The organism is Taibaiella soli (assembly GCF_003236175.1).
GTDB lineage: Bacteria > Bacteroidota > Bacteroidia > Chitinophagales > Chitinophagaceae > QKTW01.
Genome location: NZ_QKTW01000003.1, coordinates 311738 through 337116 on the forward strand (window position 1 = coordinate 311738; position 25379 = coordinate 337116).

Annotated in this window: 19 protein-coding genes; 8 read left to right on the forward strand and 11 right to left on the reverse strand. The window is 43.6% G+C overall.

What is annotated here, in order from left to right; translation table 11 throughout:
- Positions 1-310: 310 nt before the first annotated feature.
- Positions 311-2299: a site-specific recombinase gene (locus DN068_RS03135; protein WP_165836265.1), complete on the reverse strand. Its 1989-nt coding sequence runs from the start codon at positions 2297-2299 to the stop codon at positions 311-313.
- Between the two features lie 78 nt (positions 2300-2377).
- Here DN068_RS03135 and DN068_RS03140 point away from each other — a divergent pair, with 78 nt between their 5' ends.
- The gene (locus DN068_RS03140; RefSeq protein ID WP_110997426.1) at positions 2378-4258 is read left to right on the forward strand and encodes an Nramp family divalent metal transporter; all 1881 of its coding nucleotides are present in this window, start codon (positions 2378-2380) and stop codon (positions 4256-4258) included.
- A gap of 301 nt (positions 4259-4559) precedes the next feature.
- On the forward strand, positions 4560-6110 hold the full coding sequence (locus DN068_RS03145) for a hypothetical protein (protein WP_123985215.1): 1551 nt from the start codon (positions 4560-4562) through the stop codon (positions 6108-6110).
- Positions 6111-6431: 321 nt separating this feature from the next.
- Here the strand turns inward: DN068_RS03145 and DN068_RS03150 are convergent, their stop codons facing one another.
- The 4 genes from DN068_RS03150 to glyA all read right to left on the reverse strand — a co-directional run bounded on the left by DN068_RS03150 (position 6432) and on the right by glyA (position 12817).
- Positions 6432-6695 carry a hypothetical protein gene (locus DN068_RS03150; RefSeq protein WP_110997428.1) on the reverse strand — a complete coding sequence of 88 codons (264 nt, stop codon included), beginning with the start codon at positions 6693-6695 and terminating at the stop codon, positions 6432-6434.
- 310 nt (positions 6696-7005) lie between these two features.
- The gene (locus tag DN068_RS03155; protein WP_207798843.1) at positions 7006-9243 is read right to left on the reverse strand and encodes a hypothetical protein; all 2238 of its coding nucleotides are present in this window, start codon (positions 9241-9243) and stop codon (positions 7006-7008) included.
- A 232-nt stretch (positions 9244-9475) separates the two neighbouring features.
- Positions 9476-11122, reverse strand: coding sequence for a T9SS type A sorting domain-containing protein (locus DN068_RS03160; protein ID WP_123985217.1), 1647 nt, complete (start codon positions 11120-11122; stop codon positions 9476-9478).
- 426 nt (positions 11123-11548) lie between these two features.
- Complete coding sequence (glyA, locus tag DN068_RS03165) at positions 11549-12817, reverse strand: serine hydroxymethyltransferase (protein WP_110997431.1); 1269 nt, start codon at positions 12815-12817, stop codon at positions 11549-11551.
- Between the two features lie 274 nt (positions 12818-13091).
- Here glyA and DN068_RS03170 point away from each other — a divergent pair, with 274 nt between their 5' ends.
- From DN068_RS03170 to DN068_RS03185, 4 genes are all read left to right on the forward strand, one after another.
- Complete coding sequence (locus DN068_RS03170) at positions 13092-13490, forward strand: hypothetical protein (protein WP_110997432.1); 399 nt, start codon at positions 13092-13094, stop codon at positions 13488-13490.
- A gap of 6 nt (positions 13491-13496) precedes the next feature.
- On the forward strand, positions 13497-13901 hold the full coding sequence (locus DN068_RS03175) for a hypothetical protein (protein ID WP_123985218.1): 405 nt from the start codon (positions 13497-13499) through the stop codon (positions 13899-13901).
- A gap of 229 nt (positions 13902-14130) precedes the next feature.
- Positions 14131-14529: a hypothetical protein gene (locus DN068_RS03180; RefSeq protein ID WP_110997434.1), complete on the forward strand. Its 399-nt coding sequence runs from the start codon at positions 14131-14133 to the stop codon at positions 14527-14529.
- Between the two features lie 184 nt (positions 14530-14713).
- A complete protein-coding gene (locus tag DN068_RS03185) occupies positions 14714-15547 on the forward strand; it encodes a carbonic anhydrase family protein (protein ID WP_207798844.1) in 834 nt (277 codons plus the stop codon).
- Positions 15548-16559: 1012 nt separating this feature from the next.
- On the opposite strand, the gene DN068_RS22475 is transcribed toward DN068_RS03185, so the two are convergent.
- The 6 genes from DN068_RS22475 to DN068_RS03215 form a co-directional block, all read right to left on the reverse strand.
- Entirely contained in the window at positions 16560-17000 is a 441-nt protein-coding gene (locus tag DN068_RS22475) for a hypothetical protein (RefSeq protein WP_394342321.1), read from the reverse strand.
- Between the two features lie 108 nt (positions 17001-17108).
- Positions 17109-18011, reverse strand: a complete 903-nt coding sequence (locus tag DN068_RS03195; protein ID WP_110997437.1) for a 3-hydroxybutyryl-CoA dehydrogenase — start codon at positions 18009-18011, stop codon at positions 17109-17111.
- Positions 18012-18228: 217 nt separating this feature from the next.
- A complete protein-coding gene (locus DN068_RS03200; RefSeq protein WP_110997438.1) occupies positions 18229-18663 on the reverse strand; it encodes a lipocalin family protein in 435 nt (144 codons plus the stop codon).
- A gap of 73 nt (positions 18664-18736) precedes the next feature.
- Positions 18737-19147 (reverse strand): hypothetical protein, encoded by a 411-nt coding sequence (locus DN068_RS03205; RefSeq protein ID WP_110997439.1) that lies wholly within the window; start codon positions 19145-19147, stop codon positions 18737-18739.
- Between the two features lie 153 nt (positions 19148-19300).
- Complete coding sequence (locus DN068_RS03210) at positions 19301-19696, reverse strand: hypothetical protein (RefSeq protein ID WP_110997440.1); 396 nt, start codon at positions 19694-19696, stop codon at positions 19301-19303.
- Positions 19697-19733: 37 nt separating this feature from the next.
- Positions 19734-20126: a hypothetical protein gene (locus DN068_RS03215; protein ID WP_110997441.1), complete on the reverse strand. Its 393-nt coding sequence runs from the start codon at positions 20124-20126 to the stop codon at positions 19734-19736.
- A gap of 243 nt (positions 20127-20369) precedes the next feature.
- Here DN068_RS03215 and DN068_RS03220 point away from each other — a divergent pair, with 243 nt between their 5' ends.
- Positions 20370-22982 (forward strand): transglutaminase-like domain-containing protein, encoded by a 2613-nt coding sequence (locus tag DN068_RS03220; RefSeq protein ID WP_110997442.1) that lies wholly within the window; start codon positions 20370-20372, stop codon positions 22980-22982.
- 139 nt (positions 22983-23121) lie between these two features.
- Positions 23122-25377: a penicillin-binding protein 1A gene (locus DN068_RS03225; RefSeq protein ID WP_110997443.1), complete on the forward strand. Its 2256-nt coding sequence runs from the start codon at positions 23122-23124 to the stop codon at positions 25375-25377.
- The last annotated feature ends 2 nt before the right edge of the window (positions 25378-25379 follow it).

Sequence of the window (25379 nt, forward strand, 5' to 3'; positions counted from 1 at the left end):
TCTCAGTCTTGAGATAGCCCCTTTTTTTCATTTGACAGTCGCTCTTGTGCGATGAATGCAACGCCCGCGCCCTAAAAAAATTGGGCGTGTCCCTCCGGGTCAGGCTATCCGCTGCAAGTCCTCGCTGCGCTGCGGGCTTTCCGCTGCTATCCTTCACGCGATCGTCATCAGTTATAGACCCGATACAATCAGGCAGAATTCTGTAGACATCAATGGTTTTTCAAAACGCTCGCACCAATATGATAACATAAGCTTTGTGCCATCGCGTGGCCTTTCGACTCTGTTCGAGGTGATAAATACGTGCAAGCTTTTAACTTTTAGTTTTTTTCGGTGGCATAAAGAAATCCCAGGGCCGCATGATGAAATGACGCAGCACCAGCGGAATCAGTCTTGTGTAATGACGGAGATACAAACCGCGCGAACGCAGTGCCACCCAGAATGCCAATCCAAAGCTTGTCATGAAATTGCAGAAACCGATACCCAGTACGCCAATGATTACTGTAATCAATTCGCGAAGCGGCAACTGATTATCTAAGCCGTAAAGACCCATTGCAAACTGCGCAGTAGAGATGGTGATGTGACGAATATCAAACGGGATGCCAAATATTTTTCCGATCACCGGCGCAAAGCCAAGTGCAAAACCCAGGAAAATATTACCAGCCCATCCACCCAGGTTATGATCAATATAACTGGCCAGTTTATTTCTTGTTGGGCCGCTCAGAACCCTGGTCAGCAGCGGTTGCTCGCGGACACGTGCTGCGATATTGCTAAAGCGGACTTTGTTATCCACATAGCCCATTACCAATCCGGATAAAAACAAAAACACACCTGTAAAACATGCGTACAGCCAGGCCAGCGATTTTGTAGGGTTTTGATTATTTAAATAATCCCAGGCTGCCTGTCCTGCTACAAGTTTATGTCCCGATAAATGATGCCAGCCGAATGCGAGCAGATAGGAGAGTGGAAATACAATAATCAGATTGCCGACAAATGAAGCGGTTTGGCTGCGCCATGCCAGTACAAATGACTGCGCTACATTTTCCAGCGGATTTTTATACTTACGTTCATCCAGATAAGAGGCGAGTGTAGAAGCCGTCATGGCAGGTTGTTTGGTGGCCAGCGTTGTATGTGTGACCTGTAGCAATACAAAACCGATTGCGTAGTTGAGTCCATACATGAAATACTCCCAGAACGGAGCAAAAGGTACATGATGCAACAATGTTTTAAACATCGCGATCACGGAGATAATAGCGCCACCGCCCATTGCGGTATTGAAAAATGTCACATACTCGCGGCGTGTAATAGTGATATAATGTTCGCCCGTATTTCCTTTGTGCTCTGCAATCTGGTACGCCAGCATACCGATGTTTTGCTGTAGCAGATCAAATATATTATGGCGACGATTTTCCGCTTCTATGATTTCTTTAAAAAATTGAACTGTTGTTTTTAGTTCTTCTTGGTGATCATCATGACTACTGAGCAGGTATACGATATAACGCATACGCTGAACCTGTTGCCTGGTGCGCCCAAGCAGATATGTTTGCTCGAGACTGGTACCGAAGCGATGACTATTTGCTTTGATTTCTTTTAAAACAGCTTCGCATTCGTTTAGCTTATTAATAATGTTGTCTGAAAGCATTATCCGGTATGCCTCCGTGGCTGAATTGTCGAGTTGTGTAAATTGAAGCGTCAGGTTGTTTTGCTCCAGAAACGGCGATTGCAGATTCTGATCGCTGAGAAAACGCTTGTTGATATCATCTTCCATTCCCAGCGAAGACACGCGATAGGAGAGTATTGTAAGCGCATTGTTCAGATAAGTGCGCAAAGGGGTATTTGGCGCATAGACCTCAATCTGAATATTGTTGAATAACCGCATCCACACTTCATCCGGAACTTGCTGTACCCAACGGTAATCATTCTTTTTATAAAATGCTTTTTGCAAAAGATAATTCAGACTTCGTTTATCAGCGAGCGGCGGCAGTATTCTGTGTTTGAGCTGGCGGAAAAATTGTGCGGAAAACCCAGATCCTGTAGGAATGCCAGACTGTGTAAACAAGGTATGGCAATCGCGCTGGTTGAGTAGCGTATTGAGCATTTTCGAAAATGCCTCTCGCAGATGGCTCTCATTTTCCAGCCGGTCAGCAATATAATTTACACCATCAGTTACGCCCGGTAGGCCGCGTTGCCGCAGCGATTGCACTAAGTTTCTAAAGAGTTCATTATGTCGGTTGCTGTCTGTGTTTGTTTGTATCTCCTGCAGGACAATTCCAATCTTAGTGTTATCTACCGTCGTCACCATAGGCATAAATTTTTTGAAGTTTAAACTTTAATTAGCAAATAAAGATTTAGGTTTGTCTAAAATATTTTATCAGAGCTGATGAACTCTAAAATTACACATACCTCACTCAGCGACGTACATGAAAGTATAGACCCTTCCAAAGCCAAAAGTAAATGGCGTAAAATCTTTGCTTTTTTTGGTCCGGCTTACCTCGTCAGCGTTGGTTATATGGACCCCGGCAACTGGGCCACCGACCTTGCGGGCGGCAGTCAGTTCGGTTATAAGCTCATTTGGGTATTGCTGATGAGTAACCTGATGGCTGTATTGCTTCAATCACTCAGTGCGCGCCTCGGTATTGTGCAGGGCCGCGATCTGGCGCAGTGCAACAGAGCCATTTATCCTAAAGGTATCAATTTCATTTTGTACGTGCTGGCGGAAATTGCTATTGCTGCCTGTGATCTTGCTGAGGTGCTTGGTATGGCCATAGGCCTCAATTTGCTGATAGGTCTGCCGCTGATCTGGGGCGTTTCAGTGACATTATTGGATACATTTTTGTTGTTATATCTGCAGCGGTTAGGCATGCGGAAAATGGAAGCATTTATCATTACACTTATTTCTATAATAGGCTTGTGCTTCCTGATTGAGATGTTTTATTCGAAGCCTGATTTTGGTGATGTAGCGAAAGGTTTTGTACCCTCGTTGCCCAATTCCGCAGCATTGTACATAGCTATCGGTATTATCGGCGCTACGGTAATGCCGCATAACCTCTACCTGCATTCGGCGCTGGTGCAAACCCGCAAAATCGGACGTGATGTGACTTCGCTCAAAAAAGCCATCAAGTTTAATATTATTGATAGTGTGCTTGCGCTGAATATGGCCTTCTTCGTGAATGCTGCGATACTCATTTTGGCCGCGTCGGTATTTTTTAAAACAGAACATTTTGGCGTTGCTTCTTTGCAGGATGCGCATCAGTTGCTGGCGCCTTTGTTAGGTAGCAAATGGGCGTCTCATTTATTCGCCATTGCATTGATTGCTGCGGGACAAAGTTCTACAGTGACGGGCACGCTTGCCGGACAAATCGTGATGGAAGGTTATTTGCGTTTACGTCTCAATCCCTGGGTAAGACGCCTGATTACGCGTTTGCTGGCCATTATTCCGGCAGTCATCGTCATTCTCTGGATGGGCGACAAAGAGGTGGATAGCATGCTTGTGTTCAGCCAGGTTTTATTGAGTATGCAGCTGGCATTTGCGGTGATTCCGCTGATCCATTTCGTCAGCGATCAAAAGCGCATGGGACAGTTTGCCATTGGTCCTGTAACGAAAACTGTTGCCTGGCTGGTCGCTTGTGTGATCGTTTATCTGAATCTGCAATTGGTATATGATGCCATTGCAAAATGGGAAATACTGACCTCGCATCTGGCATTGAAAATGCTGATCTGGGCTGGTTTTGCGGCGCTCTGTGTCTTATTGTTGGTTACCTTTATATATCCGCTGGTGTTACGCCGGAAAGAGCATTCCATCAATATCCACGGAGAGATTATCATGGACAAGCTGCAACATGCGTCTCCGCAGCCTTTTAAGGTTATTGCACTCGCGCTCGATTATTCAGAGAAAGACGAACAGGTCATTCAGTACGCCTGGCAACTGGCACATGATGACACACGTTTTGTACTGATGCATATCGTGGAAAGCGCCTCTGCAAAGATGATTGGGGCCGAAGTAAAGGATTTTGAAACTGTCGAGGATCAGAAGCGCATGGATCAATATGTGCAACTATTTGCAGACAAAGGTTACCTCGTTAATGGTATGCTGGGCTTTTATGACCGTGCTAAAGAAATTGCCCGCATCAGTAAAGATGTAAATGCAGATCTGCTCATCATGGGTAGTCACGGACACAAAGGCATTAAGGATTGGCTGCTGGGAGAAACCATCGATTCGGTACGTCATATTTTGCCTATTCCAATCTTTATCGCCAGATAATGCCGGTACTGGGAGCATAAGCACCGGCAAAGCAGCTTGATGGTAAACATGGTGGTAGTGCGTACTACAGGGACTGGCTTTGCGTTTTTTAGATCTGTCTTAAAATTTTGCCGACAGGACTGTAAAAATAGGATCAGTTTCTACGAATAAAAATTATTTTCAGATATTCTTTTTAGAACTCAGTTCCCGCAATACACTCCCTGAAATAATAATAGAATATTGACACACAAGGATAATATTTATATGTTTTTTTGCTAAATTTATATCTCAGAGGGAAACGTTGGCACTAATTCATTCGCGCATGGCATCATCTATACCAAATAATGACCTTTTCTTCTTAATTAAGGGATTGAGCGGCAACGAGAAGTCTTATTACAAGAAACTGGCTAAACGTCATGCAGCTAACAACAACTCATTGCACCTCCGGCTTTTTGATCTGATTGATCGCGAACAACTCAAGGATGAGAAGAAGGCGTTGCAACAGCTCGGTATCAGTAATCCGGCACAATTTTCCAGTCTCAAAAATTATCTGACGAAGGATGTGCTTGATTCTATTGTGTTTATGAAGCGCAACGAAGATATCAACGTCCAGCTCAGTTTTATCATTATTCAGCTGGACCAGTTATTGGAAAAAAAACTGTTGCATTTTGCCCGCCGACTGCTCAAAAAAGCCTGGGAGCTGGCCGAATATTTTGAACATTTCGACGTACAGCTACAGTTACTGCAAATGCAAAACCGTATGCTGGACTATAAGTCGTATAAAGAATATAAAACGGAAGCAATCGATATCACCGCTCAAATGCGGGAAACACTGCAGCAACAACATTTACAGCAACAGGTATATTTTCATTTCGAACAGCTGCAGGTTTTAAAGAAAATATCATTGCTGCGTTTTACTGACGAGCAGGTGGAGGAGGTGAAAGCAATCCACAATTCCCTGCTTTCGCTAAATATGGATAGCCGTCGGCCAAATAGCTGGACAATGGCGCTTTATCACAATGCGCTTGCCTTAGGTGAGTATATGTTGTTCCGGTTTGCTGAATGTCGTCAGTATAGTGCGCGCTTGCTTGAATTCTGGAAAAATAATCCAACATTCATCAATGCATATCCTATCTATTTTCTGAGTGCAGCCAATACCACTTTTTACAACAGCTTCGCGATGCAGGAAGTGGAAGAGGTCGCACATGATCTTAACACCTATCAGCGTCTGGCCGATCTGCACATTAAAAATGAATTTTACCAGAAGCAATGGCAAATTATTTCTTTTAATACCACGCTGAAAATTCATCATAAAACTGCTCGCTACGATAAAGTCGGAATGCTGATTGATGATGCTGCGAAGAAAATATTACAACACGCGCAGCAGGTTACCTCGCCATCGGAAACCTTGCCGATTATGACCTCTGTAGCTATCTCTTATTTTGTGCTCAATAAATGGCAGGACGCTGACGAAATTCTCTTGGAATGTAAAACGCTGAGCAGGGAAGTGAACAGGGAAGATATTATGTTGTTTACATTGGTTTTTCACTTACTGGTGCTTTATGAAAAAAAGGAATGGTACCGGCTGGATAATGCTGTAGAGGCCGCTTATCACTTGCTGTATTCACGCAAAAAACTGCATCCGTTCGAAAAGGAGTTAATGTTATTTCTGAAAAGACTGCCGACTGCACGTTCTAAAAACAGTGCTGTGGAATTGATTCAAGGCTTCCTGACAAAACTGGAATCCTACAAAAATGATCCGGTAAAAAATTTGTATTTTCTCTACTTCAATTATTACGGCTGGCTGGAAAGTAAAGTCATCGGGATACCGTACATGGAGTATATGCAACGGAAAGTAGCGAATACATTATAAACACCCCATCCCCTGAAGGGGCGTCTCTGGGTGATTCACAGCTCGCGTAACGTGTTTGTGACTCGTGTTTGTCACGCTGCGGAACGAAGCGTACACTGAAATGGAGTTCTATACCTTTTTCTGAGTGATGATCTATGAGTGCTTTGCTTCTTTGCTACCTAGCGTCTTTGCGGGAAACTTTCTCGCGATAGGTGAGCTTGGAGTACAGTTACATTCACCACATTTTCGCTCATTCATCACTATGGTATAAAAGGTTAAGTGCGCTAGGAATAGCGCACTTTTTTCATAACCACACACATCAAAACATTTTAAAAAATTTCTTTATCGTGAAGCAGGTCTGTTGCCATGCTGTTGTCCCTGATTGGGATTGTTAGGCATTGGCCTGTTTGCTCTTTCACTCTGTGACTTATCGTCGGTTTTTCTCTGATCGTTTTCTTTGTTAGTCTGTTGTTTGTCTGTCTTCATTCCCTCTTCGCGGTTAGAACGCTGTTGTTGTTGTTCAAGATCCTGAGGCGTTTTTTGTTGTTCTTGATCTTCAGGATTCTGATTTTGGTTCTGTTGCGGATTCTGCTTGTTCTGTGACATAGTTTTCAGATTTTAGTGTTAGGTAAATATTGTCTTCACATATTCATCATAGGTTTGTACGCTATTAGTTAAAAAACCTGTGCCAGAGTTGATTTATAGAAAGAAATTAAATTAAAGTTATTTGTAAAAGACTGTAAGCTCTACAGTCTGAACAGGATAGGGATTCAGGTGCATTTCAGGATAAATTTTCCGTTATCATTTTTGTAGATATTCTTACACTGGACATACCCAATTGTCACATTTTGTGCCCCAAAGCAAAACAGGGCCAATCTGTGAAGACTGGCCCTGTTTTAACGGTCGTTTATTAGTATTATCGTTCAGTACTGTTTGATATTCTGCGATATGCTTTAATGAAGATCGCGCCGAGGTTTTTGTATGGCGGTACATAGTCGCTGAACTTGTCTTTATCGGCAGGTTTGGTGTCGAAATACAATCTCAGGCTAGTCCACATGGCCACCCAGTCAATATCATTACCACCCAGCAACTGTGTGTTGATCGCTTTAATGATTGGTTCATTTACAGACATAGAACCGGTTTGTTTGCTCGAAATGATGTGTGCTTCAGGAGAATGATCCAGTACGGTTGCAAGGTTGTGATAACCACCGCAAGAACCCAGCATGACTATTTTGTTTTCCGGTGCCATTTTATCAATTGTCAGCGGCAGGTGATAGCTGTGACCGCGGTGAATAATAACCGTCGGGTGAATATCACGGGCACTCAGGTATTGTGCCAGTTTATCCTGTGCTTCTTCATCACCCGGTTCCGGAATTGGAAGGTTGGCATAGATCACAACAGGTTTGCCGGCCGCCGGAGTGGATGTAATGGTCGTCCAATATTTATCATTGGTTACTTTCCATTTGCCATCTTTGAAATTGCTCATAAAGCCGGTGTACGCAGTTTTACCATCATCATCTCCGAAGAAGAATATCTGTTCGTACACAATTCCCGAATCATTGATCAGGCTTTTATAAGGCACCAGGCTGATTGGCGGAAGATTCAGTTCCGCAGATACATTACCTACATTGTTGTCGCCGCCCTGAGAGCCTTTAAAAAGTGTTGCCAGGAGTCCATAAACAATCACACCCTTTTTACTTTTGATCTGCGCACAACGTTCATAGTTGGCACGAACCTGATTCAAAAGGAAATCAGAAAGCGTAGAGTCTGCGATACTGCCGAAAGCGTCGGCCACATCTACGGCGTCTTCCAGTTCGTTTTCCTTGCCCTTTTCCAGATCAGCAACGAAGTCTTTCATCAATGCGCTTTTCTGGCTTTCATCCATTGTCTGCAGGAAAGTGCTTAGTGTGTTGTAACCTGCGCACATCCGGATAAACGTACGGAAGTGGTCATAGTGCACTTTCGCCAGCAATTCATCACCTTTTGCAGGCTTCATGCGTTCCATCATACGTTTGTACGTACCGAGGAAAGAGCTGGTATAAATTTCATCCTGACCATAAACCATCAGGAAGTATAATTCTTCTGGTGTAAAACCGTCAATACATTTAAAACGGACAGCATCCGGAGATTCATGCAGATCGTTCATGTCGCGCACATACTTCAGACCGCGATATTGTAATTCGTCAGTATAGGTATCGCCGCCCAGGCTGTCATTCTGCAGTTTCAGACGAACTAGGTTTTTGTAAAACAGATCAGGATCTGAAGTGATTTTGTCAATTTCCGCAATCGTTTTGCGTTTGTTGTAGATATCACTCAGGAAAGGCATTGCTTTCAGCGGCGCTTTTGATTCAGCATTGATGCGTACAATTGTTTGCACCAGCGGGTCTTTACAGCGTTTCACCGCACTGCTCAAAGTATAATTGGTAGAAGCCGCGTAGTTGTACACTTCATTTGGTACCACCCGGGCAGCAGATGCAATGATATCATCGGCAAACGGTTCGTTGGCAAACTGGCTCAGCCTTTTTATCATCATTTTCGGATTTTGCTTACCCATTTCTGTAAACAGGTAGTTGCGGGCATCCGGATATCCGTCCAGTAGTTCGGCATTCGCCAGTGTGTATTCGTTGGTATTGTCTTTTACGAAGGCCATTAAACGGTCTTCGTTACGGGCAATGATCAGTTGTTTGAGATTGGCAACTGTACGTTTGTAATAAACGGCATCTACTCTGGCATCGTTGTTGAAAGAACGGACAAGCGAAAGTACTGCACGCAGATAACGGATACGCGTCTGGTTTTCCATCATCTTGTCGGTATTATTCACCGGCATGTTTTCGATCATTACCTGAATCTGGTCAATATCGCGCAGCATGGTGCGGGAAAGCATGGCCGTCAGCGTAGTGTCAGCAGCATAAACGATCACGCCGTCTACTTTGCCATCCATTGCATCGGCATGTTTCTGCTCTTTATCAATGTTGATATGGAAACTGGCCCTGTTGTTCGGAATCGGATGCGATAATGTGTCAATATCGTAGATACTGATCTCTTTTTTTTCTTCTTTGTTCTTTTTCTTCTTCTGGGCATGTACCGGCTTGTCGGCAAATAGCAAAACAGCTGTACACATGCAAAAACAAGAGAGCAGGAGTCGTTTCATCAAAAAATTAATCTTTTAGGCGGAAATGAGCATTTTGAAGTACCGGAACTTATTAGTACAAATCTCATGCCATTAGCCAAAACCCGTCTTTTACAAATAATTAGAACACAAAAATAGTGTTTCCTATTGTGTGCGTTTTGTTATAAAAATCTAAGCTGCAATATACGGTAAATAAAAAGGAGCCGTCTCGGGGAAGACGGCTCCATGCTTCAAGAGGGGCTGCTTATTTAACGACTTATTGTTTTACGATTTTGTATTTGAAAGCTTCGGAGCCGGTTGTTACCTGCAGGAGGTAAATACCTGGCGTCAGATTTTCGAGACCGCTGATGCTGAATGCATTGGTACCAGCTTCTCTGTTTTCAACAGTTGCTGAAATTGTTTTGCCAGACAGGTCAATTACTTCAAGGCGAACGCTTTGTGCTTTACCCAGTGTTACGTTTACGGACAGGTTGCTGCTAAATGGATTTGGTGCATATGAAACAGTAGCAGCGGTGTTGTTGCCGTTGTTTTCAGATTGCAGACGAACCACGCTGCTATAAGTTACCAGCCCTCTGTTGTCTGTGAATTTGATACGGTACAGTGCAACATTTGTAGCTTTTGAATCCTGATAGTTGTATGATTCGTTGCTCACGCCGGCGTTTTCGAGGCTGATCAGCTGCAGTGTTTCGAAATTTTGACCGTCAGCAGAATATTCCAGTTCCATGCTCTGCATGTCTTTTACATCGGCAACAGTCCAGTTCAGTTCGTTGTAATTATTGTTTGCTTTACCTGTAAAGCTTACCAGACGGATCGGGAGTGGTGTAGCACCGCTGCCGCTGTTGTTGGAGCTGCTGTAGCAATTCAGTACGAGGAAAGAAGCTGTCTGATAGTTGGTTGTATCATAAGCGTTGATCGGATAAACGGTAGCGGTGTTGTTTGTACCAGGGATATCCATATTGTAGTGATTGTATGCATCACTGATGTAACCGTTGGTGATGGTACCGTTATTTTGAGATTCATCACTGCCAGAGCCACCTTCGATACGGATATAACCTTTGCGGTTGATATTGTTTGTGTTGCTGTTCGTTGCGTTGTTAACGATAGTACCGTTATTTACAAAAGTGGCAGTGCGGAGATAACCGGCATTGATCATATTGCCGCTGTTTTGGTAGGTACCCCAGCCAGAACCAGTTACCCAAAGGAAACCGTAGTTACCAGCGTTGTTTGAGCTGTTTACAAATTTGGTAACCACCATGCGGCAGCTGTTAGAAAAAGTAGCATTGTTGCCTACAGAAAACTGACTGCCTGTAGAAATCAGCAGACCTTTATTAGTAAAAGTACCGGTGATATCCATCTGGTCAACTCTTGCAGTACCGTTGTTTACAAAGCTACCTGCTACTGAAGCGTAAGCTGGCATCAAGAGCGTACCTGTATTCGTTACGATACTGTTGTTGCTCACATTCATACCGTTGGTAGTCAGGTTAGCGTAGTTGTTTACCGTAATATTAGTCAGACCCATATAGGCTGCAGTCATCGAGTTGTAGTTGTCGATCTGGCCGCCCTGGCTGCTGAAGCTCTGAATGTTTGCATTACCGCAGTTGATGATCGCACATCCGTTGGTAAAACCGCTGATGTAGCTGTTCAGCACTACGTTAGCACCGATGTACAATGTATCTTTTGATTGGAAGCTGATGTTACCGCTGAATGTCAGGGTGCCGGTGCCCGTATTTACGATGCCGATTTTTTTGCCGCTGCCAGAGAAAGAATAACCGCTGGTAGTAGATGCTGAAATCTGATTAGCTGGTGCGATCGTTACAGTAGGACAAGTTTGAGCAGATGCTGCGAATGTTGCAGTTGCTAACGCCAGAGTGGCAAAAACGTGGGTAAAAAATTTTGGTTGCATTTTGTTGGTTGGTTGCTTTGTTTCTAATGTTTTGTCAAGCTTTCGTTGATTGACAGTGCGAAATAACAACCCCAAAACGGACCTAGAAATAATGGTATTTTTTAATATAAAAACTTGGTTAATAGCTCGCAAATGAATTGTAAACCGAAAAAGTTCTATGGTTGCTTTTATCGATGAAAACTATTGACTGTGGCGGGTTTTATAAGTTTTGTTAATAAGGTTTGTTAACATTTAACAAAATGAATTTTGCCTGACGACAGCTCCGTTTAACGACGGAATAACAGTTAATTCTGGTCCGGGAGCCTGTTTTTATGGCTTTTTGGTAATAATTCGTCTTCAGTGCACAAAAAAATCCCTGATCGACATTGCGATCAGGGATTTCTTTATTTTATTTGGTCAATGAGGGGTACTCTCTTGACCATCAAACTAGTACAATGGGAATTGCAGCATAAATGTGTTTACTTCAGTTTTTACTGCGTCAATCAGCACTTCGTCGTCAGCGTTCATCAGCACTTTGTCAATCCACTCAACGATCTGAGACATATGCTCTTCTTTCAGGCCGCGGGTAGTAACAGCGGGAACGCCAACACGGATACCTGAAGTGATAAACGGAGATTTATCATCAAACGGAACCATATTCTTATTCAAGGTGATATCTGCTTTTACCAGCGTGTTTTCTGCCTTTTTACCGCTAATACCTTTATTTCTCAGGTCAATAAGCAGCAGGTGGTTATCAGTACCGCCGGAAACGATATCGTAGCCTTTATCGATAAATGCTTTCGCCAGTGCCTGTGCGTTTTTGATGATCTGTTTTGCGTAAACGGTGTATTCGTCCGACAGGATTTCGAAGAACGCAACTGCTTTAGCAGCAATTACATGTTCCAGCGGACCGCCCTGTGTACCAGGGAATACAGCCAGATCAATCAATGCGCTCATCATACGGATTTCGCCTTTTGGACCAGTAAGTCCCCAAGGGTTTTCGAAATCTTTTTTCATCAGGATGAGACCGCCGCGAGGACCACGGAGTGTTTTGTGCGTAGTAGTAGTAACGATATGACAATGCTCAAACGGACTGCTCAGCAAACCTTTTGCAATCAGACCGGCAGGGTGGGAGATATCAGCCAGTACCAGCGCGCCTACTTTATCGGCGATCTGGCGGATGCGGGTATAATCCCAGTCGCGGCTATAAGCAGAAGCACCACAGATGATCATCTTTGGTTTGTGCTCCAGCGCCTGCGCTTCCATCATATCATAGTCCACATGGCCGTTTTCTTTCTTTACACCGTAGTGAACCGCCTTATATAATTTACCAGAGAAGTTTACCGGAGAACCATGTGTCAGGTGACCGCCCATGCTCAGATCCAGACCGAGAATAGTATCTCCCGGTTGCAGACAAGCCAGCATCACGGCAGCATTTGCCTGAGCACCGCTGTGCGGCTGCACGTTGGCATAAGCGACATTAAATATTTCTTTTGCACGGTCAATCGCCAGTTGTTCACTTTTATCTACCACTTCACAACCGCCATAGTAGCGACGGCCAGGATAACCTTCAGCATATTTATTAGTCATTACATTGCCCATCGCGTCCATTACCTGTTGGCTGGTAAAGTTTTCAGAAGCGATCAGTTCCAGACCACGACGCTGGCGTTCCAGTTCTTCGTGGATGAGATCAAATAAAGCGGTGTCGCGTTGCATATTTTCAGATTAACGGCTGCAAAGTACTGCAAATCCTTGAAAAGCGTGAATGGTGAATGGTCAATGGTGAATAGGGTGAAACGTCAAACGTGAAACGTCAGTTGCGCGCGTAGGACAATCACTCGCAAGAGTGTCTTTCTCGTTATAACATGTTTTACTCGCGTTTATCATCCCGATGCAAGAGGGATCCCGCGTAATGTTGGAAACACTCCTAACAATGTGGGATCTGATTTCGCGGCGGAAATAATTAATTTTACCACATAATCTTTAACCCTTGACGGAGATACCCGAGTTGATTCCCAAAATGAATGATGATGGCGCTCATTTTCGCCGGTTGCCGTTGCCTCTGAAAATTCTTGTGACAGGGGCCATCGTAGGCTGCGTCATCTGGGCAGCTGTTATACAACCATTCAAGGAACATCGGAATATAAAAAACTTCTACGACCAAAAAATCACTTCTCTTGTGGTGTCGTTTTCAGATGATGGGAGGTTTACATCGTGGAAGCTTAAAAATGGCTTGTACGTAGACTTTTTCTGCGCTGCAAAAAATCAATTGACGCTCGGCGACTCCATTGTGAAGGAACCTCAGACTTTTTTGTACAAAGTATACAGAAAGGATATTGCCGGAGAGTATCAGTTTTTTGCCGATTTTGATTTTATGGTTTTGAAATAAATGATAATGTGGTACTACTACCTTAATTATAAAATCTATTCTTTTTACAGAAGAAAAGAGCGAAACGGTATTCCGGCGTTCTACGCATTTATGGTTACAGTGATGCTCATCTATATCAACATTTTTTCGGTGTGGGTAATGTTTGCGATGCAGGACGAAATTCTGAAACGGAATGTTGCTAAGGGAACAGTTCTGATATTCATGGCAATAATTGGGTTGGTAAATTATCTTCTGTTATATCGCAGAGGGAAATATAAAGAAGTCTTTGATCAATTTGACAAGACCTTTGAACAATATAAAAAATGGGATCTGTCAGTAAAACTATACATCATCGGTTCAGTTCTGTTTTGGCTGATCATGCTGTTTTTAATGGATCGTCAAAATCATCTCCAGCGGTTAAAAGCGCCATAATGCGGCTTCGAATATTTTCCTCGCAAATGGTCAATCTTTATGTTGCCAGCTTCCGGTCTGTGATTAAAATTCGTTGCGACGCTCCGTTCATCGACAGTACTACTATTGATTGCCTGCATTAACCCACATCCTACGGGTCATCCTGATGACGACGAAGGAGGAAGTGGGGATCTGATTTCGCGGAGGAAGTAATTAATTTTACTGAATAGTTTCAAGCTTATTCCTGCTTATGGGAGAGATACCCCAATTGATACCAAAAATGAATGACGGCGGCGTTTCCTTTGGTCGATTGCCGTTGCCGCTGAAAATTCTTATAATAGCGAGCATGGTAATCCCCGTGATCTGGACCGCCGTAATAATGCCAATAAAAGAAAGCCGCAATCAAGAGGACTTTTACGCCCAAAAGTGCAATTCGGTCGTTGTTTCTTCCTCTGACGATGGAAGGTTTACCGCTTATAAAATGAGAAACGGTCTTTGGATTAAATTTTACTCCTCAGCCAGAAATCAATTAGCTGTTGGAGACTCAATAGAAAAAACGTTCCAGACATTTTTGTATAAAGCGTATCGGAAAGATATTATGGAGGAGTATCAGTTTCTGGGAGATTTTGATTTCACAGTATTTAAGTAACACCGACCATGCTTAATAACTGCACCGCCGATGAACGGAGCGTCGCAACTTCGCCGGATCGGAGTGATCACCGCTGACGACAAAATGCTTTTTATTTTTATATTATAAATATTTAACTTGTATGGTGATGGCTTGAACTTAATTCTTCAACGGTTTTCTTATGATACCTATACAACATTGCAAAATGTCGGCCGCTGCAATTGGTGTTGCCTTGATTCTTATTTCAGGCTGTAATAGCTCCGGTCAGGAACATAAGGAAACGTCTGTAGTTGCTACTCGCGGCCATCATGCAATAGACACCGTCGCCGGTAATAATGAAGTGAAATCTGTGGCGCCTGATGCCGAGATCAAAACAGAACAAGGGTATGCCTTTCCGCGAAACACCAGTAGTCGCGCACAATCGCCGATTGATATCATTTCTGACAAGACGGATAAAGTGGGCAAAGAAAAAATCTCTTTTACGTTTCATTCCGAAGTGGAAGCCGCAGAAAATCTCGGTCATACGATTGAACTGGAATTTAAAGCGGGCAGCCGGTGCACCTTCAATGGCAAAGATTATGCAAGCAAACAATTCCATTTTCATACGCCCTCCGAGCATTTGATGGATGGCGTGACTTATCCGATGGAAATGCATATCGTCAATGTGTCGCGTGATTCAACAAGCGGCAAGGATGCATACGTTGTGGTTGCTGTGCTGTTCAGGATGGGAGCGGAGAACAAATTCCTCAAAGAATTTCTGGATAAGATTCCGGCACAAGAAGGTGGAAAGACGGAATTGAAAAGTGGTCAGGTAAATCTGGACGATCTGGTCAAACAATTTACCAGCAATGGCGAAAAATCTTACTACACGTACAATGGTTCACTGACTACACCACCATTTACCGAAGCGGTGCAATGGGTGATCATGAAACATATTGTAGAAGCTTCCGAAGATCAGATTATGACCGTAGAAAAAATGGAAGGCAACAACGCGCGGCATGTGCAGGCAGTGAATGGGAGGGTGGTGTATTCGCGATGAAGCGGTAATTGGGTAAATGCAAGAAGCAGATGCGTTAAAGGCATCTGCTTCTTGCAAATATTTAGATAGAAATGTTTTAAAATTCACCCACCAAAGTAGTTTTTAGTTGATGTTTTAGATTGTCGATTGCCTTTATGAATATTGGGTCGCTGTTGTCATACTTACTTCTATTTACAAACTCTTCAAGTGGGAAATTTCTTACATCACTTGCGCTGAACTCCACGAATCCGGAAGAGGAACTTAACCCGAAAGCATTGTTTCCCGATGCACCCATATAACTACTTGTTCTGCCTTTACTTTTATTTCTTGGAGGTCTCACGAATTCAAGTACTTTAAAGTCGGTAAATCGGTAACTGTACTGGTTATTTTCTACTCCTATCTTATATTTAAATGTAACTACGAAACGCTCTTTGTCTCTATACTCGAAATTTATAAATCCGTTTCCAATATAAATTCCCTCATCTGCATCTGAATAAAGAACTGGTTTGTTTATTATCTGAACATCAATGTGAGATTTGTCCTTGCACCGGATGTTTTCCGCCCTATCAAAATTTTGTGTGAGTAGGAATTGTGCTACTCTTTTGAAAAGCTTTTCTTTTGGAACATTTACTTTAACCGTGTTTTGATAAGTAATTTTGCCAGTTTCTTTATCAACTGGATAATCGTATTGATTTTAGCAAAAGGAGTAAATAGGAAGGAGCACGATAAGGAATAACAAAAATGTGTGTTTCATTTTTCGGTTTGTGTGTTTTATTGTTTTTATATTTTGGCAACTATTTAAATGCTAATAGGATCAAGATTTTTTTCATGAGAGCTGACTAATTCGGGCGCAAATAAACAGAAAAAATCGCATGAAAATAATTTTAAAATCATCGTTGCCAAAAGCCGCAGGGCGCAGTGGTTTTGACGAATAGGGTATTATTATATCTTTTGGAGCCAGCTCTAATACGCTATTAAGCTGAGTTGCGTCGCACCCTTCAACGCTTGAATCACTGTTCAATTTTATGTTTTATCAATTCTCTGAGCCAGGAATTCCGACCTCTGGACCAGGATGTTGAACTTTCAAGGTAGAAAGTCGTACCTCTGGGGTAGGATGTTGAACCTTTAAGGTAGGAATTCCCACCTCGAAGCTAGGAATTGCTACCTCGGAGGTAGGATATTGAAACTTTAAGGTAGGAATTGCTACCTCTGAGGTAGAATGTTGAACCTCTGAGGTAGGAATTTCTACCTCTAAGCTAGGATTTTCTACCTCTGAGGTAGAATGTTGAACCTTAAAGGTAGAACGTTGTACCTCTGAGCCAGGAATTGCTACCTCTGAGGTAGGAATTTGAACCTTTAAGGTAGAACGTTTAACCTCTGAGCCAGGAATTCGTAGCTCTGAGCTGGATAAGTGTAAAGAACGCCGATTGGGAACTGCCGAATAGTAAACCGGACGATGCAGTGTGCGACGCAAGGGAGTTTGACCGGAGCTACGATGCCGGTAACAAAAAGAAAGAAAAAATCCCTCCGCGATACCGGGAGGGATTTCTGTTATTTAGTTATTCTGCTGAACAGAGTGTTCTTATTTCGTAAAACGGTCGCTCACTACCAGGTCTTTGCTGCCTGCAGTGTATTTGTAGAAACCTTCGCCGGATTTTACGCCGAGGTAACCAGCCTGTACCATATTTACCAGAAGCGGACATGGTGCATATTTCGGATTACCGAAGCCTGTATACATAACATTCAGGATGTTCATACAAGTATCCAGACCGATGAAGTCAGCCAGTTGCAGCGGGCCCATCGGGTGCGCCATGCCAAGTTTCATGATTGTGTCGATTTCGTTGACACCACCTACACCTTCGTGCAGACTGATGATCGCTTCGTTGATCATTGGCATCAGGATACGGTTGGCGATGAAGCCAGGGTAGTCATTTACTACAGATGGCACTTTACCGATAAATACAGACAGATCGTGGATCAGCGTAGATACCGCTGCGTCTGTTGCATAACCGTTGATGATTTCTACCAGCTTCATTACCGGCACCGGATTCATGAAGTGCATACCGATCACTTTTGCCGGGCGTTTGGTAGCCGCTGCGATTTTAGTGATGGAGATAGAAGATGTATTGGAAGCCAGAATAGTTTTTTCCGGAGCCAGTTCGTCGAGTTGTTTGAAGATTTTCAGTTTCAGATCTACATTTTCAGTAGCTGCTTCAATGACGAGGTCGGCATCGGCGATTGCTGTTGCCATATCTGTATAGGTAACGATGTTGCCGAGTGCAGCTGCTTTGTCCGCTTCTGTAAGTCCGCCTTTCGCAACCTGGCGATCCATGTTTTTACCGATAGTAGCCAGTGCTTTGTCGAGTGCAGTCTGGTTGATATCCATCATATGCACTTTAAAACCTTTCTGTGCAAAAACGTGGCAAATACCATTGCCCATTTGTCCGGAACCAATAACGGTAACTATTTTGACTTGATCTAACATTTGCTGATGTTTAAAAAACGCGGCAAAATACGTCTAATCGGCGAAAGTTGGTTATTTATCGCTGATGGCTGGTTTTCGGCCGCCTCTGATTCCTTTTAGGGAGGAGTACTTCCGGCGGGACTTTGTTAAACTTCAGGTTTCACTTTGACCTGAAACGGGAATAAAATGCAAAACGGCCGCTGAACAAGCGGCCGTTTCATATAAGTTGGTTATCCGATTACTTAATCAAATCAGATTCCGTTACTGTTATTTCAGTTCCCGCGCTGGTAACAGATGTGTCACGTGAACGTATACTGAGATGCTGGCCTGTCAGTGTAATGATATCGCTCGCATGCCAATCTCCGGCCGTTGCGGTATAGAGTGTATTTCCCTGAACACGGTATTGCAAGGTGTCGCTTATTTCTACTGGAAATGGTGCCGTGGTATCTTTCATATAACTATACACTGTGCCATCTGAATGAAAATCTGCATAACAAACGGATGCAAAGTTGAGGGTATCACGGGTGTCAACGCCATTTACGGTAGTGACACTCCGGTCTTGCACCATTGTCCATTTGCCCATAATTTTTGAGGAATTATCATCGCTGTCATTTTTCTTACATGCGGGCAACAGGCTGATAATACCGATAGAGAGAAGGATTAATTTCTTCATTATTTATTAAGGTTAAGGGGACAAAATAACAGGTTAATTTGACAATTCCGTAGTTCGGCTCCGGATGAAGCGGCTACAGCCGCTTAAAAAACGAAATAACTTGTAAACTGCTGGTATCGCTATAATGCAGCACAAGCATGGTATCATTGAGCACATCAATGTTTTGCTTATAGAAAGGATTCGTTCCGGGACCGCTGAACCAGTTGAGCGTTGTTCCGGTAATTGTGTATAGTCCCGTGTCCGGAATCTGACTGTAACCGATCCGCACAAAATGGGTTGAATCGTAGACCCAGATAAACGGTTGGTTGGGGTCAAAGAATGTGCTGTCAGGTACATTAGAGCCTTTATGGTGGGTTATGTCGAGTACTTCAGACCATCTGCCATATAGTTTATTTTTGTTGATTGTTATATCGTCAGAACCGTTCTTTTTACATGCTGCTAATAAAATGACAACACCGATAACGGGCAAGATTAGTTTTTTCACAAAAGTTTAGATTGGGTGGGCAAAAGTAGGGCAATCCGGCAAATCGATAATGCCCGGAGTGTTTCCCGCAAAGATGCTGCGGAGCAAAGACGCAAACACTGACTATTGGCAACGCTCCACTCACAAAAATCATCCAGCGGGAAATCAGCGATGCTAAAGTCGTTTTGCAACTGCGATGATGTCCGTAGTTGTATAATGCTGACTAAGTACAAGCATACTGTCATTCAGAACATTGATATTTTGTTTGAAGGAGATATTGCCATTAGAATCCAGCCAGTTCAAAGTTGTTCCGTTCACTGTGTATCGGATAGAATCGTAAGGGGGAGCTACCATAAATACCAGGTAATCGGTTGTGTAGTTATAGAGGAATGGATTGGATGGCTGCCATTGCGTATCCGGAGCTGACCCTTGCTCTTTTAATACTTCAAAAGTTTCGACCCATTTGCCGTATAACAGGGTTTTATCGATTGTAGGATTATTGTTGTCGTTCTTTTTACAAGCAGATAGCAAAGTCATCAGGCCAATAGCGGAAAGGATTAATTTCTTCATTTGTGTTTTTTAAAATGGTTGGTTGTGGAGTCGCCGATTACATTTTTTTAAGCACAGAAAGGACGTCCCCTTGTGTGCTATGTTGGCTTAATACAAGCATTGTATCGTTGAGTACATCTATATCTTGTTTAAGAAAGGCGTTTCCATTAGAATCCAGCCAATTCAAAGTTGTTCCGCTAAGGGAGTATTTGCTGGTGTCGGGTGGAGAGTTGGGAACGATTGAAATAACATATTCTGGTTCGTAGTCCCAGATGAATGGCTTGTTGGGGTCGTAGTAAAAGGTGTCAGGCACTTGTCCCGGGATGGTTGATACATCAAATGTCTGGGACCATTTCCCTAAGAGTTTATTTTTATCGGTAGAGGGACCGTCATCCTTTTTACATGATAAAAGGCTGATAGCGCAGACAGGGCAGAGAAGTAGCTTCTTCATTGTTTTAGATTGAGGGTGGCAAAAATACTAGGATGGTTTTAATAGGACGAATGTGAGAAATGTAAAATGTGATATGTAACATTGTCGTCACCACTCAATCGACCATAATTGACCACTCACAAAATCAGCGATCAGCGATCGGGAAATCAGCGATTTTTAAGAATTCCTACAACATTTATTCTTTACATTTGAATACTACCGTTTTAAAAGCAAGAGAACTGCGGTATCCACTGAGACTGAACTATGAACATCCAGCGCGCGACACCATTCAACGAATTTTTAGCCAAGCTCCTGTTTCTGATCTTACCGACCGCGGTGGTGGGCTATTTCCTGTTGATGGGGGCCAATCATTATTATACCATTCTCAACAATCAGGAAATCAACCAGACGCTTTATCTGGTAGCTGGTATGGCTGGCGGCGCTATTTTATATGCATTCCGCTTTCGTTTTCTGCCCACGTTTATTGTGCTGATGCTGGGGCTTTTCGCGGTGTATGAAGGTTTGGATCGTATGGCAGTTGGTGAGTTTGATGCGTTTTTTATCTCTGTACAATTTCTTGTTTTCTCCATATTATTTACCGCTGGCTGGCTGATCGGCTGGGGCTTTATCAGGTTGCGTTACTGGTCTGTGGGAATTGCGGCTACGGTTTTGATTTGTTGTATTTTCCTGATTGCAAAAACCAACATAGACAGCGTAGACGGCTTGCTACGCTTGTTTGCGCCGGTGGTACTGTATGCTGTTTATATTGTATTTACCGCTGAGCAGATCTATAACTATAAAGACAAGTCGCAAAAATTCTGGTGGTTTCTTACGCGACGCTTATTCTTTTTTAGTGTGCTGGCAGTAGCATTACTGGCTGGTGTGTTTTACCTGATGCGCGGCACGATCAAAGAAACCATCGATAATTACGGTGGCGGCGGTAAAGAAGGGAAGAACAGCATGCTGAAGCAAAACAAAGACGGAACGTTTGATCTGAAAGATTATTCCCGTTTGAGCAGTAGTCTTGGTCGCAGCAATGATCTTTTGTTTTGTGCGCATATCGATAACTTCTTTCCGGGTACCGATATTCCGAATCCGCTTTACCTGACCGCATTTTACTATACCAAATTTGATACGCTCACCGAAACATTCGAGCGCGATTCTACCATTCCGAAAAACGATCTGTTCGAACCGAATCCATCGGCGTTGCCATTGTTTGCAACCAAAACAGATTCTACTGTAATTGGTAACAGCCTGGGCGAAAAACTGCGCCGGACGGTAGAAATGGAAGTGTATAGCAAAAAGCTTTCGCCAAATACATACCTCGCGCCAAGCACCGGATTTTTCGTACAGCCGATCACTATTGATAAGGATTTCAGAGAGGAGTTCAAATCGGCTTTCCGGGCAAAAAGCTACGTGAGTGAGCTCAACAGCGCCTATTTTGTCTACAATGCACCTGATCCGCAGATTCGCCAGTTTCAGGAAAAACGTTTTGAGGTGTTGCGCAAAGTGCTGACTTATGAAGGGACGGATGGTCACTTCATGAAATATTATACCCATATGCCGGGTGATGCCAAATTTCAAAGCATTGGTGCGCTGGCACAAAAGGTAACCGCAAATGCGAAAACTCCGGTTGATAAAGTCATCGCAATCCGGGATTATTTCCTTTCAAAAGATGAGAATGGCGAACCGCTGTTTAAATACACGGATAATCCGGGTGTGCCGGACATTCCGAATGCATCCAAACTGATGAACTTCCTGTTTGAAGGGCATAAAGGATATTGTGCTTATTATGCCGGTGCAACATTGTTTATGTTGCGTTCACTGGGAATCCCTTCGCGTATTGCAGTAGGATTCCTGACGGTAGACCGCAGTGATAAAAACAAAGGCTGGTACTGGTATTATGCCGATCAGGCGCACGCCTGGGTGCAGGTTTATTTTCCGGGTTATGGCTGGCTTGATTTTGATACGACCGTGGGCAACAGCGATGCGCAGGAAAGTCCGCAGCCCGATCAGACACCGCCAACACAGCCGCCGAAAGCATATTTTGCTGCCGATGGTATTGTGCAGGATATTGACACGGCAAAGAAAATAATGGTGATGAAAGTGAAGCAAATTGTGTTTCACGACAAAGAATATAAACCGGATACCGCGCTGACGGTAACGATGGATGTGCACATTGCGGCCATTCGCCGGGATAGTGTGGACGTGCCTCTGGCTTCGGTGCAGAAAGGTGATGAAGGAACGGCTGTTTCATATGCGGAAGCTTTCAAGAATATGGAAGCGAAAAATGGCGAGACTGCACTGGCACTTAAAAAACGTTTCCCGGACCCGGCGCCGATTGATGAAGTGTATCTGAAACGGAAGGATACAGCTACGCCAGAACCAAAACCAGAAACGCCGCCGCCGGCCAAGCCTGTCTCTGTAAAACATGTATTGGCGGTCATCGGTATCATATTGGCAGCGCTGCTGCTGCTCTGCCTGCTGGCACCAACGTTGATCTATAAATATTATGTGTCGCGCTACCGCGGTGCGAAGACTGATGGCGGTAAAGCATATTGGGGTTATCGGGGAATGAGTTTCTACATGCATCAACTTGGATTTTTACGTGGAGATCAGACGCCGATGCAGTATGCCCGCACTATGATTGATCCGCAGTTTGGTACGAATTTTACAGGTTTTATGATCATTTATCTGAAACAGAAATATGCCAAACAGGAATTGACAACTCAGGAAAAACAATTCCTCGACGGGTTTATGAATGGCTTTATAAAAACCGTGAAATCTAAAATGAAAGCCGGCGTCCGCATGAGGGCGTTCCTGAACCCGCTGAGGAGCGTGAGCTTTTTTGTGCAACCGGAAGATAATAACCAGTAAATGATTGTGTTTTTGTGTGGAAAACGCAGCTTTCTGAGTTTTTAAACGCTGCGAAAGGGTTGCTATCAACCATCAATTAAAAAAAGTAGTTTTGCAATGGCTTTTTGGCCCGATCATTGAATCTCAAAAATATATACGAATGAAGCGTTCGGTGCGCATATTGTGGCGGACATTTATTATAGGTGTTGTTTGCTTTAACGTTTTTATCCTGCTGATCAATTTCGGCTTGCTGGGCTATATGCCGCCGAAAGAGGCGTATGAAAATCCGAGCAGTGCACTTTCTTCTGAAATCTATGCGGCGGATGGCACTCTCCTGGGTCGTTATTTTGTACAAGACCGGTCTAATAGTAACTACAGCGAGATTTCTCCTAACGTCATCAATGCATTGGTGGCAACAGAAGATGAACGTTTTTACGATCACTCGGGTATTGATCCGATTGCGACGGTTGCCATTCCTTTGTATATGCTGAAAGGGGGCAAACGTGGTTCGTCTACGATTACCCAGCAGTTGGCTAAAAACCTGTTTGGCCGCCAGCATGCCAATATTTTTACCATGCCTTTCATTAAGCTGAAAGAATGGGTAATGGCGGTGCGTCTGGAACGTAATCTGACTAAAAACGAGATCATTACTTTATATCTGAATACTGTTCCTTTTCCGGATAACGTATATGGTATCAAAAATGCCGCGCTTACCTTTTATAATAAAACACCGGATAAGCTGACGGCCGATGAAGCTGCTGTTTTGGTGGGAACATTGAAAGGAAACACGCTGTACAATCCGCGTACACACCCTGAGCGTGCTTTGGACCGTCGTAATACGGTGCTGGCGCTGATGGCAAAAAATGGTAAGATCGGCAGTGCCGAGGCCAGTGAATTGCAGAAAAAGCCGATTGAGCTGGATTATCACAAGATCGATTACCATGAAGGTATCGCGCCTTACTTCCGTCAGGTCGTGGAACAGGATGTAAAGAAAATGCTCAAGGATATTAAGAAACCTGGTAGTGATGAAAGCTATGATCTCTATAAAGATGGTCTGAAAATCTACACCACGCTTGATATGCGCATGCAACGCTACGCCGAACAGGCAGTAGAACAGCATATGACACAGTTGCAGAAATTGTTCATTGCACAATCTGGTTATAAAGATGGCAGTATCTGGGCAAAAAATGCGACTGCTTCAAAAACACTTGGGCAACAGATCAAATCATGTGATCGCTATGACGACCTGAAAGAGCAGGGGATGGCTGATGATCAGATCCTGAAGGAACTGGCGAAGCCTATCAAAATGAAAGTTTTTGCCTGGAATAAAACGCATTTGAAAGACACGGTCATGAGCCCGATCGATTCGATCAAGTACATGCGGATGTTCCTGCAGGCTGGCTTTATGGCCATGGACCCTTATACTGGTGAGGTAAAAGCATGGGTAGGTGGTATCAATCATGATTACTATCAGTATGATCACGTAAATATTAATACCAAACGTCAGGTTGGTTCTACGATCAAACCTTTGTTGTATTGTCTCGCAGTTGATAATGGATTTTCTCCTTGCGGAACGGTTTCGACGTTACCTCAGTTGTTTGACGGTTATAAAACTCCGTATAACGCAGGTGGTGGTAGTTCTACACAGACAACCATGAGTCGTGCGCTTGCATTCTCCATCAATAACGCGGCGCTGTATTTGCTGAAGCAAGTTGGCATCAACGCGTTCGTTGATTTTGTACATAAATGTGGTATTCAGGCTAATATTGATAAGGTACCGGCGTCTGCTTTGGGTGTTTCTGATATTTCACTGTATGAAATGCTCGGTGCTTACACCATGTTCCCTTCGGGCGGTATGAATACACAGCCATTGTACATCACCAAGATTGAAGATAAAAATGGAAACCTGCTGAAAAGCTTTGTGCCGGTTCAGAAAGAAATCATCAATCCGAACACCGCTTTCAAAATGGTGAAGATGATGCGTGGCGTGGTTGATTTCGGTACTGGCCGCCGTATGCGCTCGATGTACGGATTGCGTGGAGATATTGCGGGTAAAACAGGTACAACCAACAGTCAGGCAGATGCCTGGTTTATCGGATACACACCGCAGATTCTCGCTGGTGCATGGGTAGGTTGTGATGACCGTTTTTTGAGCTTCCGTAGTGAGGCATTAGGGCAGGGGTCTGCTGCTGCATTGCCAATCTGGGCGTTCTTCATGAACCGCGTTTACAACGACAAATCGCTCGATATTAAACAAGACATTCGTTTTAAAGAGCCAGAAGGTTTCGATGATTGTAATGTCACTGATCCTACAAGTCTGGAACGTTCTGGTTTAAATGATACTGGTGGCTCTAATGATAGCTCCGTAAATGAGCAGGCGCCAGTTGTGCCTGGTGTGGATGATTACGGGCAATAAAT